Genomic DNA, 11818 nt, shown 5'->3' with positions numbered 1-11818 from the left:
GTTACATCGCAGCGGTGGCGGCCGGCAGCGCCGCCCCGCTGCGCTGGCTGAACCGCTGCTTCTTGCGATAAGCGAACACGTCTTCCACATGCCCCTCGCGGATGCGCTGCTGCAACCCGCGCCAATACTCCGCGGTAAACAGATCGCTGTGCAGCTCCTCAAACACCTGCCGAATGCGCCGATCGCCGCACAGGAAGTGGCGGAACTCTTCCGGGAACACGTCGTTGGGCGCGATGCTGTACCACGGCTCGCTGGCCAGCTCGTCCTCCGGATAACGCGGCGGCGGAATGTCGCGGAAGTTGACCTCGGTCATGTAGCAAATCTCGTCGTAGTCGTAGAACACCACCCGCCCGTGGCGCGTCACGCCGAAGTTCTTGAACAGCATATCGCCGGGGAAGATATTGGCGGCGGCCAACTGCTTGATCGCATTGCCGTACTCTTCAATCGCATCGCGCATCTGCTGGTCGTTGGCCTGCTCCAGATACAGGTTCAGCGGCGTCATGCGCCGTTCCATATACAAATGTTTGATCACGATGCGATCGCCGAGATCTTCCAGCTTGCCCGGCACTTCACGCCGCAACTCCGCCAACAGCTCAGGGCTGAGACGCGCCTTGTCGACGACGAAATTTTCGTACTCCTGGGTATCCGCCATGCGCCCGACGCGATCGTGCTCTTTCACCAGCTGATAGCAAGCCATCACCTGCGCCTGCGTCACCTCTTTTTGCGGGGCGAACTCATCCTTGATCACTTTAAACACCCGATCGAAGGACGGCAGGGTGAACACCAGCATCACCATGCCTTTCACGCCCGGCGCGATGATGAACTGTTCCTGTGAGTGCGCCATAAAGGTCAGGTATTCGCGATAGCATTCGGTTTTACCGTGCTTCTGGCAGCCGATCGCCATGTACAGCTCGGCGGTGGTCTTGCCCGGCAGGATCTCGCGCAGCCACTCCACCATCGCCGCCGGCAGCGGCGCGTAGACCATGAAATAAGAGCGGGCGAAGCCGAAGACAATGCTGGCCTCGGCCTTGCCAGTCAGGCAGGCATCGATAAACAGCGCGCTCGACTCGCTGTGGTGGATCGGGAGCAAGAACGGATAAACACCGTCGGCCAGGCGCAGCTTGCCGACCAGCCAGGCGGCCTTGTTGCGATAGAACAGCTCGTTGGCGATCTGGAAGGTTGCGCCCGCCAGCTGCGGTGCGCTGAAGGCGCGTTGCAGCGCCTGAGTGATGTCGCGAATATCGCGTGCCAAGTCCTCCCACGGCAGCCGCAGCGGCAGATCGCTCAGCACGCTGCGCAGCATCGCCGGCAGATCGCCATTGGGGGTAAAATCGCGCGCCAGCGGACGCGGTATGTCGCGAAAGCGCCGTTCCGGCTGCGAACTGAAGACGAACAGCTTGTCCGGCGTCAGATCGCGGTGCTTGAACAGCCGGCAATAGACCGAGTTAAAGAAGCTTTCGGCGATCTCGAAACGCGGATAGTCCGGCAGCAGATCGATATAAACCGCTTTAACCCGGCTGGGGAAGTCGGCGTCGAAATATTTCTGCCCGGTGATGCATTTAAGCTGCTCCACCACCAGGCCAACGTGATGGTCATACAGATGGATGCGCTTTTTCATCGCCTGCTGTACCGCCGGCCAATCCGCCTGCTCGAAGCGCTGCTGCGCGCCGGCGGTCACTTCCAGAAAGCGGCCGTACTGCGCATCGAAGCCCTGCAGGATCGTCTGTGCGATCAACAACTCCAGTTTTGCCGCCATCCTTACCCCCGCCAGAAAAAGAAGCCTGCGCATGCAGGCTCCGGGTGAAACGTCTTCAAGCTTGCCGCATCAGAACTGCTGTTCTTCCGTCGAACCGGTCAGCGCGGTGACCGAAGAGGCGCCGCCCTGAATGACGGTGGTGACCTTGTCGAAGTAGCCGGTACCCACCTCCTGCTGGTGCGACGCGAAGGTGTAACCGCGATCCACCGCGGCGAACTCCGCCTGCTGCACCTTCTCGACGTAGTGTTTCATCCCCTCGCCCTGCGCATAGGCGTGCGCCAGGTCGAACATGTTGAACCACATGCTGTGGATGCCCGCCAGCGTGATGAACTGATACTTGTAGCCCATGTCCGACAGCGCCTGCTGGAAGCGGGCGATGGTCTGGTCGTCGAGGTTCTTCTTCCAGTTGAACGATGGCGAGCAGTTGTAGGCCAACAGCTTGCCTGGATATTTGGCGTGGATGGCATCGGCAAAGCGCTGGGCGGCATCCAGATCCGGCGTTGAGGTTTCGCACCACACCATATCGGCGTAAGGGGCATAGGCCAGGCCGCGGCTGATCGCCTGTTCGACGCCGGCATGGGTGCGGAAGAAGCCTTCCGCCGTACGCTCGCCGGTGACGAAGGCGCTGTCATACGGATCGCAGTCAGAGGTCAGCAGGTCGGCCGCATCGGCGTCGGTACGGGCGATCACCAGCGTCGGCACGCCGAGCACGTCGGCCGCCAGGCGCGCGGCGATCAGTTTCTGGATCGCTTCTTGCGTCGGCACCAGCACTTTGCCGCCCATATGGCCGCATTTCTTCACCGCCGCCAGCTGATCTTCGAAGTGCACCCCGGCGGCGCCGGCGGTAATCATCGCTTTCATCAGCTCAAAGGCGTTCAACACGCCGCCGAAGCCGGCTTCCGCATCGGCGACGATCGGCAGGAAATAATCGGTGTACCCTTTGCTGCCCGGCTCAATCTGGTTCGCCCATTGGATCTGATCGGCACGGCGGAAGGTGTTGTTGATGCGCTCGACCACCTTCGGCACCGAGTCCACCGGATACAGCGATTGGTCAGGGTACATGGCCGCCGCGCTGTTGGCGTCGGCCGCCACCTGCCAACCGGACAAGTAGATGGCCTCGACGCCGGCTTTGGCCTGCTGCAGCGCCTGGCCGCCGGTCAGCGCGCCCAGGCAGTTCACGTAGCCTTTGCGCGCCTTGCCGTTCAACAATGCCCACAGTTTGGCGGCGCCGTTTTGCGCCAGGGTGCATTCCGGGTTGACCGAACCGCGCAGGTTGATCACGTCTTCGGCGCTATAGGGGCGGGTAATGCCTTCCCAACGGGCCGATTTCCATTCCTGTTCCAGCTGCTGGATCTGTTGAGAGCGAGAGGTAGACATAATTTTTATCCTTTCAGTCATGTAGGGTTGATTGGGAAAATTCAGGCCAGCAGCTCATAGCCGGGCAGCGTCAGGAAATCGATTAATTCATCTTGCGTGGTGATGCGCTCCATCAGGCTCGCCGCCTCTTCGAACCGGCCGGCGTTAAAGCGCGCTTCCCCTACTTCTTCACGCACCACCAACATCTCTTCTTGCAGCATCTGGCGGAACAGCGCCTTGGTGACCGGGCGCCCGTCGTTCAGGCTCTTCTCGTGGTGGATCCACTGCCAGATAGACGTGCGGGAGATCTCCGCCGTCGCCGCATCTTCCATCAAACCGTAAATCGGCACGCAGCCGTTGCCGGAGATCCAGGCTTCGATGTACTGCACCGCCACGCGGATATTGGCGCGCATCCCCGCTTCGGTGCGTTCGCCGTCGCACGGCTCCAGCAGTTGGGCGGCGCTGATCGGCGCATCCTGCTCACGCAGCACGTCCAGCTGGTTTTGACGATCGCCCAATGCGTTGCCGAACACCTCCATCACCGTGTCCGCCAAGCCCGGGTGCGCCACCCAGGTGCCGTCGTGGCCATTGTTGGCCTCCAGCTCTTTGTCCGCCCGTACCTTGTTCAGCACCCAGGCGTTTTTTTCGGCGTCTTTGCTCGGGATAAACGCCGCCATGCCGCCCATGGCGAACGCGCCGCGCTTATGACAGGTTTTGATCAACAGGCGCGAATAGGCGCTGAGGAAAGGTTTTTCCATGGTCACCGACTGACGATCCGGCAGCACGCGATCGCCGTGGTTCTTCAGCGTTTTGATGTAGCTGAAGATGTAATCCCAACGGCCGCAGTTCAGACCGACGATGTGATCGCGCAGGTGGTAGAGGATCTCGTCCATCTGGAACACCGCCGGCAAGGTTTCGATCAGCACGGTCGCCTTAATGGTGCCGCGCGGCAGATCGAAACGATCCTCGGTAAAGCTGAAGACATCGCTCCACCAGGCCGCTTCCTCCCAGGACTGGGTTTTCGGCAGGTAGAAATACGGGCCGCTACCCTTGGCCAACAGCTGGCGATAGTTGTGGTAGAAGTACAGCGCGAAATCGAACAGGCCGCCGGGGATGGCTTCATCACGCCACAAGACGTGTTTCTCCGGCAGGTGCAAGCCGCGCACGCGAGCGATCAACACCGCCGGATTCGGTTTCAGCTGGTAGATCTTGCCGGCTTCATTGGTGTAGGAGATGGTGCCGTTAACCGCATCGTGCAGGTTGATTTGACCGTCGATGACTTTGTCCCAGCTTGGCGCCAGCGAGTCTTCGAAGTCCGCCATAAACACTTTTACGTTGGCGTTCAGCGCATTGATCACCATCTTGCGCTCGACCGGCCCGGTGATCTCGACCCTGCGGTCACGCAGGTCTTGCGGAATGCCGCGGATTTGCCAGTCACCTTCACGAATGGAAGCGGTTTCCGAAATAAATCCCGGCAGTTCACCGCGATCGATATTTTGTTGCCAGCGGACACGCGCCGCCAGCAGCTCGTTGCGCCGCGGCGTGAATTTCCCCACCAGGTCCGCCAGGAATTCAACCGCTTCGTCCGTTAACACCTGGCGCTCCGCAGCGGCGAAACCCTGCGTAAACCTTAACTCCGTGCCTGCTATCTGTTGCGTCATGACCTTGCTCCTTCCCATCGTTGCACCCGAGCGACCGGCGCATTTTCATCAGAAATCACTGTGGATCAGGGCGGATGAAACGATCCTCAACTGGTCAGATCTCATCCCGATAGCTCTAAGAATACTCAACAAAAAATAAAAATCAAAAACCATTTCCATTTTATTATTAAATATTTTATTAACACTTTATTATCAATTGGTTAGACAAAATAACAACAATGACAGGTAAGGAAACTGGTTCCAATAATTTAATAAAGACGCGCTAACGCCTTGTCGTGAAATGGTTTTTTGGATAAAAGGACGGATAAAAAGAGGATCGTGCAGAGGATGAGCAGTGCGGCGGCCTCGATTCAGCCGCCGGCAGGCAGAAAAGATCAGTCGAGCGTCGGATTCATATGGCGCAGATCGTAAGGCGTGATCTGGTAGACGTAATAGTTGAGCCAATTGGAAAACAGCAGGTGGCCATGGCTGCGCCAGGTGGCTTTCGGTATCAGTGCGGGGTTGTCATCGGGGAAGTAGTTGAGCGGTACGGCAGGATCGAGGCCAGCTTCGTTGTCGCGACAATACTCTCCCGCCAGCGTCATTGTATCGTATTCCGGATGGCCGGTGACGAACGCCAGGCGCTTATCCCTGCTGGCGAACAGGTAGGCGCCGGCCTGCTCGGATTCGGCCAGGATGTCCAGGTCGGTATATTGGCGAATCACCTCGGTCGGGAAATCGGCATAGCGTGAATGCGGCGCCAGGAAGCTTTCGTCGAAGCCGCGCGTCAGCAACGCATGCTGCTGTAGCGTTTGGTGCGGATAAACCCCGGAGAGCTTCACCTCGCGCGTCATCTTGGGAATGCCGTACAGAATATTCAACGCCGCCTGTACCGCCCAGCACACGAACAGCGTGGAGGTAACGTGGTTCTTAGCCCAGTCGATCACCCGTTCGATCTGCGGCCAGTAGGCAACATCGCAGAAATCGACCAGCCCCAGCGGCGCGCCAGTGACGATCAAACCATCGAAGTTCTCATTCTGAATATCCTCGAAGTCGCAGTAGAAGTTATTCAGATGCTCGGCCGGCGTATTCTTCGATTCGCGGCTGTCGATGCGCAGCAGCTGGATATCAATCTGCAGCGGCGAGTTGGAAAGCAGGCGCAGAAACTGGTTTTCCGTTTCGATCTTCTTTGGCATCAGGTTAAGGATCAGCACTTTCAGCGGCCTGATTTCCTGTGTTTTTGCCCGCGAGGATGTCATCACGAAGACATTCTCACCACGCAAGAAATTGACCGCAGGTAACTCATCAGGAACACGAATCGGCATTGCTTAACCCTCACACATCCATTTATACGTTTAGACTTCTAGATGCCCGAAGATAGCGTTTTTTTCCGTCGCTGTCGAGCATTCAGCGGAAAGGTGAAAATGTTTCATTGCGCGAACTGCGTCAGGATCTTTGGCAGGGAGGATGAGAGGTACTGAAAGCAAAAAGGCCATCCTTTCGGATGGCCTCTTGGCTTATTTGGTGCTTGGCAGTGTCCTACTCTCGCATGGGGAGACCCCACACTACCATCGGCGCTACGGCGTTTCACTTCTGAGTTCGGCATGGGGTCAGGTGGGACCACCGCGCTATTGCCGCCAAGCAAATTCTTTTTTCTGCCGAACTTCTAAACCCACTTTAAATAAAGTGGTGCTGATACCCAGAGTCGAACTGGGGACCTCACCCTTACCAAGGGTGCGCTCTACCAACTGAGCCATATCAGCACGCTTAATTTGATGCCTGGCAGTGTCCTACTCTCGCATGGGGAGACCCCACACTACCATCGGCGCTACGGCGTTTCACTTCTGAGTTCGGCATGGGGTCAGGTGGGACCACCGCGCTATTGCCGCCAGGCAAATTCTGTTTCATTCCAACCGCCTCACTTCCATGAAGCCATCAGAACCAATCTCGGAACTTCGCTGAAAATCTCTCTAAAAACACCTTCGGTGTTGTAAGGTTAAGCCTCACGGATCATTAGTACTGGTTAGCTCAATGCATCGCTGCACTTACACACCCAGCCTATCAACGTCTTAGTCTTAAACGTTCCTTCAGGGGCCTTAAAGGCCCAGGGAAGACTCATCTTGAGGCAAGTTTCGCGCTTAGATGCTTTCAGCGCTTATCTTTTCCGCACTTAGCTACCGGGCAATGCCATTGGCATGACAACCCGAACACCAGTGGTGCGTTCACTCCGGTCCTCTCGTACTAGGAGCAACCCCTCTCAATCTTCCAACGCCCACGGCAGATAGGGACCGAACTGTCTCACGACGTTCTAAACCCAGCTCGCGTACCACTTTAAATGGCGAACAGCCATACCCTTGGGACCTACTTCAGCCCCAGGATGTGATGAGCCGACATCGAGGTGCCAAACACCGCCGTCGATATGAACTCTTGGGCGGTATCAGCCTGTTATCCCCGGAGTACCTTTTATCCGTTGAGCGATGGCCCTTCCATTCAGAACCACCGGATCACTAAGACCTACTTTCGTACCTGCTCGAGCCGTCACTCTCGCAGTCAAGCTAGCTTATGCCTTTGCACTAACCTCACGATGTCCGACCGTGATTAGCTAACCTTCGTGCTCCTCCGTTACTCTTTGGGAGGAGACCGCCCCAGTCAAACTACCCACCAGACACTGTCCTCACCCCAGATTATGGGGCCGAGTTAGAACATCAAACATTAAAGGGTGGTATTTCAAGGATGGCTCCACGCAGACTGGCGTCCACGCTTCAAAGCCTCCCACCTATCCTACACATCAAGGCTCAATGTTCAGTGTCAAGCTATAGTAAAGGTTCACGGGGTCTTTCCGTCTTGCCGCGGGTACACTGCATCTTCACAGCGAGTTCAATTTCACTGAGTCTCGGGTGGAGACAGCCTGGCCATCATTACGCCATTCGTGCAGGTCGGAACTTACCCGACAAGGAATTTCGCTACCTTAGGACCGTTATAGTTACGGCCGCCGTTTACTGGGGCTTCGATCAAGAGCTTCGCCTTGCGGCTGACCCCATCAATTAACCTTCCAGCACCGGGCAGGCGTCACACCGTATACGTCCACTTTCGTGTTTGCACAGTGCTGTGTTTTTATTAAACAGTTGCAGCCAGCTGGTATCTTCGACTGGCTTCAGCTCCATCCGCAAGGGACTTCACCTACATGCCAGCGTGCCTTCTCCCGAAGTTACGGCACCATTTTGCCTAGTTCCTTCACCCGAGTTCTCTCAAGCGCCTTGGTATTCTCTACCTGACCACCTGTGTCGGTTTGGGGTACGATTTAATGTTACCTGATGCTTAGAGGATTTTCCTGGAAGCAGGGCATCAACTACTTCTGCACCGTAGTGCATCGTCATCACGCCTCAGGGTTAGTATGCAACCGGATTTACCAGGTCACACCCCCTACACGCTTAAACCGGGACAACCGTCGCCCGGCTAGCCTAGCCTTCTCCGTCCCCCCTTCGCAGTAACACCAAGTACAGGAATATTAACCTGTTTCCCATCGACTACGCTTTTCAGCCTCGCCTTAGGGGTCGACTCACCCTGCCCCGATTAACGTTGGACAGGAACCCTTGGTCTTCCGGCGAGCGGGCTTTTCACCCGCTTTATCGTTACTTATGTCAGCATTCGCACTTCTGATACCTCCAGCAACCCTCACAGGCCACCTTCAACGGCTTACAGAACGCTCCCCTACCCAACAACGCCTAAGCGTCGCTGCCGCAGCTTCGGTGCATGGTTTAGCCCCGTTACATCTTCCGCGCAGGCCGACTCGACCAGTGAGCTATTACGCTTTCTTTAAATGATGGCTGCTTCTAAGCCAACATCCTGGCTGTCTATGCCTTCCCACATCGTTTCCCACTTAACCATGACTTTGGGACCTTAGCTGGCGGTCTGGGTTGTTTCCCTCTTCACGACGGACGTTAGCACCCGCCGTGTGTCTCCCGTGATAACATTCTTCGGTATTCGGAGTTTGCATCGGTTTGGTAAGCCGGGATGGCCCCCTAGCCGAAACAGTGCTCTACCCCCGAAGATGAGTTCACGAGGCGCTACCTAAATAGCTTTCGGGGAGAACCAGCTATCTCCCGGTTTGATTGGCCTTTCACCCCCAGCCACAAGTCATCCGCTAATTTTTCAACATTAGTCGGTTCGGTCCTCCAGTTAGTGTTACCCAACCTTCAACCTGCCCATGGCTAGATCACCGGGTTTCGGGTCTATACCTTGCAACTAATCGCCCAGTTAAGACTCGGTTTCCCTACGGCTCCCCTATACGGTTAACCTTGCTACAAAATATAAGTCGCTGACCCATTATACAAAAGGTACGCAGTCACACCACGAAGGTGCTCCCACTGCTTGTACGTACACGGTTTCAGGTTCTATTTCACTCCCCTCGCCGGGGTTCTTTTCGCCTTTCCCTCACGGTACTGGTTCACTATCGGTCAGTCAGGAGTATTTAGCCTTGGAGGATGGTCCCCCCATATTCAGACAGGATGTCACGTGTCCCGCCCTACTCATCGAACTCACGACCTGTGCATTTTAGTGTACGGGGCTATCACCCTTTGCTGCGCGACTTTCCAGACGCTTCCACTAACACACAAGCCGATTCAGGTTCTGGGCTCCTCCCCGTTCGCTCGCCGCTACTGGGGGAATCTCGGTTGATTTCTTTTCCTCGGGGTACTTAGATGTTTCAGTTCCCCCGGTTCGCCTCATGCCACTATGTATTCATGACATGATAGTGTGTCGAAACACACTGGGTTTCCCCATTCGGGTATCGCCGGTTATAACGGTTCATATCACCTTACCGACGCTTTTCGCAGATTAGCACGCCCTTCATCGCCTCTGACTGCCTAGGCATCCACCGTGTACGCTTAGTCACTTAACCTCACAACCCGAAGATGTTTCCATCGTTCGTGCTGCAAACATTTGAGAGACTCTATGACAGGTTACTCTTCATCCCAATACATCTACGGAGGGATAAATTTCAGCCGTCATGTTTCAATTTTCAGCTTGTTCCAGATTGTTAAAGAGCAATATCTTAAACATGACTCGCAAGTCATCTTTAAGATTTTTTCGGTTATCGCTAACCGGTGATAATGTCTTTCACTCATTATCGGAATGGCGTCCCCAAGGGGATTCGAACCCCTGTTACAGCCGTGAAAGGGCAGTGTCCTAGGCCTCTAGACGATGGGGACCCGAAAATCCGATTAAACTGAATAACTTAATCGGTTCGTATCAGCATGAATGACTCATGGCATCAACAGGTAGCGCTTTGCTCGTTACTTTTTCATCAGACAATCTGTGTGAGCACGCCACTCGAACTAATATCTTTAGGTAAGGAGGTGATCCAACCGCAGGTTCCCCTACGGTTACCTTGTTACGACTTCACCCCAGTCATGAATCACAAAGTGGTAAGCGCCCTCCCGAAGGTTAAGCTACCTACTTCTTTTGCAACCCACTCCCATGGTGTGACGGGCGGTGTGTACAAGGCCCGGGAACGTATTCACCGTAGCATTCTGATCTACGATTACTAGCGATTCCGACTTCATGGAGTCGAGTTGCAGACTCCAATCCGGACTACGACATACTTTATGAGGTCCGCTTGCTCTCGCGAGGTCGCTTCTCTTTGTATATGCCATTGTAGCACGTGTGTAGCCCTACTCGTAAGGGCCATGATGACTTGACGTCATCCCCACCTTCCTCCAGTTTATCACTGGCAGTCTCCTTTGAGTTCCCGGCCGAACCGCTGGCAACAAAGGATAAGGGTTGCGCTCGTTGCGGGACTTAACCCAACATTTCACAACACGAGCTGACGACAGCCATGCAGCACCTGTCTCAGAGTTCCCGAAGGCACCAATCCATCTCTGGAAAGTTCTCTGGATGTCAAGAGTAGGTAAGGTTCTTCGCGTTGCATCGAATTAAACCACATGCTCCACCGCTTGTGCGGGCCCCCGTCAATTCATTTGAGTTTTAACCTTGCGGCCGTACTCCCCAGGCGGTCGATTTAACGCGTTAGCTCCGGAAGCCACGCCTCAAGGGCACAACCTCCAAATCGACATCGTTTACAGCGTGGACTACCAGGGTATCTAATCCTGTTTGCTCCCCACGCTTTCGCACCTGAGCGTCAGTCTTCGTCCAGGGGGCCGCCTTCGCCACCGGTATTCCTCCAGATCTCTACGCATTTCACCGCTACACCTGGAATTCTACCCCCCTCTACGAGACTCTAGCTTGCCAGTTTCAAATGCAGTTCCCAGGTTGAGCCCGGGGATTTCACATCTGACTTAACAAACCGCCTGCGTGCGCTTTACGCCCAGTAATTCCGATTAACGCTTGCACCCTCCGTATTACCGCGGCTGCTGGCACGGAGTTAGCCGGTGCTTCTTCTGCGAGTAACGTCAATTGATGAACGTATTAAGCTCACCACCTTCCTCCTCGCTGAAAGTGCTTTACAACCCGAAGGCCTTCTTCACACACGCGGCATGGCTGCATCAGGCTTGCGCCCATTGTGCAATATTCCCCACTGCTGCCTCCCGTAGGAGTCTGGACCGTGTCTCAGTTCCAGTGTGGCTGGTCATCCTCTCAGACCAGCTAGGGATCGTCGCCTAGGTGAGCCATTACCCCACCTACTAGCTAATCCCATCTGGGCACATCTGATGGCAAGAGGCCCGAAGGTCCCCCTCTTTGGTCTTGCGACGTTATGCGGTATTAGCTACCGTTTCCAGTAGTTATCCCCCTCCATCAGGCAGTTTCCCAGACATTACTCACCCGTCCGCCGCTCGTCACCCAGGAAGCAAGCTCCCCTGTGCTACCGCTCGACTTGCATGTGTTAAGCCTGCCGCCAGCGTTCAATCTGAGCCATGATCAAACTCTTCAATTAAAAGCTTGATTTGCTTCCACTCGAGAAGCGATGCTCAAAGATTTACTGCATGAATTTTACTTCAGTTAGTCACTCTTCAAGACTTGATATTTTTTTGCATCCGAAGATGCTGGATATCGTCTTGTGGAGTGCCCACACAGATTGTCTGATAAATTGTTAAAGAGCAGTGAGTTA

Annotated in this window: 4 protein-coding genes, 2 tRNA genes and 4 rRNA genes; all 10 read right to left on the bottom strand. The window is 55.4% G+C overall.

Going from position 1 to position 11818, the window contains the following annotated elements:
* Position 1: 1 nt before the first annotated feature.
* Positions 2-1756, bottom strand: coding sequence for a bifunctional isocitrate dehydrogenase kinase/phosphatase (aceK, locus tag RE418_RS08290; protein ID WP_399676047.1), 1755 nt, complete (start codon positions 1754-1756; stop codon positions 2-4).
* A 69-nt stretch (positions 1757-1825) separates the two neighbouring features.
* Entirely contained in the window at positions 1826-3133 is a 1308-nt protein-coding gene (aceA, locus tag RE418_RS08285; protein WP_089181392.1) for an isocitrate lyase, read from the bottom strand.
* Between the two features lie 41 nt (positions 3134-3174).
* Positions 3175-4773, bottom strand: a complete 1599-nt coding sequence (aceB, locus tag RE418_RS08280; protein ID WP_049296303.1) for a malate synthase A — start codon at positions 4771-4773, stop codon at positions 3175-3177.
* Positions 4774-5147: 374 nt separating this feature from the next.
* Entirely contained in the window at positions 5148-6077 is a 930-nt protein-coding gene (gene metA / locus RE418_RS08275) for a homoserine O-succinyltransferase (protein ID WP_025304485.1), read from the bottom strand.
* A gap of 201 nt (positions 6078-6278) precedes the next feature.
* Positions 6279-6394 (bottom strand): 5S ribosomal RNA (gene rrf, locus RE418_RS08270).
* Positions 6395-6439: 45 nt separating this feature from the next.
* A tRNA-Thr gene (locus tag RE418_RS08265) sits at positions 6440-6515 on the bottom strand.
* A 14-nt stretch (positions 6516-6529) separates the two neighbouring features.
* A 5S ribosomal RNA gene (gene rrf / locus RE418_RS08260) occupies positions 6530-6645 on the bottom strand.
* Positions 6646-6744: 99 nt separating this feature from the next.
* A 23S ribosomal RNA gene (locus tag RE418_RS08255) occupies positions 6745-9652 on the bottom strand.
* A gap of 234 nt (positions 9653-9886) precedes the next feature.
* Positions 9887-9962: transfer RNA gene (locus RE418_RS08250), tRNA-Glu, on the bottom strand.
* Positions 9963-10102: 140 nt separating this feature from the next.
* Positions 10103-11644: ribosomal RNA gene (locus RE418_RS08245) — 16S ribosomal RNA — on the bottom strand.
* Together the 16S, 23S and 5S rRNA genes with 2 tRNA genes alongside form the textbook arrangement of a ribosomal RNA operon.
* Positions 11645-11818 lie beyond the last annotated feature (174 nt).

Origin of the sequence: Serratia sp. szju, from assembly GCF_044594185.1 — a bacterium.
In the GTDB taxonomy this organism is placed as follows: domain Bacteria; phylum Pseudomonadota; class Gammaproteobacteria; order Enterobacterales; family Enterobacteriaceae; genus Serratia; species Serratia bockelmannii.
Note: the sequence above shows the minus strand (reverse complement) of the source record. Positions and strands in the feature narration are given on the sequence as shown.

What these genes read in the sequence shown, in the direction of transcription:
- aceK (WP_399676047.1), bottom strand. Translation starts at nt 1,756, where the DNA reads ATGGCGGCAAAACTGGAGTTGTTGATCGCACAGACGATCCTGCAGGGC.
- aceA (WP_089181392.1), bottom strand. Translation starts at nt 3,133, where the DNA reads ATGTCTACCTCTCGCTCTCAACAGATCCAGCAGCTGGAACAGGAATGG.
- aceB (WP_049296303.1), bottom strand. Translation starts at nt 4,773, where the DNA reads ATGACGCAACAGATAGCAGGCACGGAGTTAAGGTTTACGCAGGGTTTC.
- metA (WP_025304485.1), bottom strand. Translation starts at nt 6,077, where the DNA reads ATGCCGATTCGTGTTCCTGATGAGTTACCTGCGGTCAATTTCTTGCGT.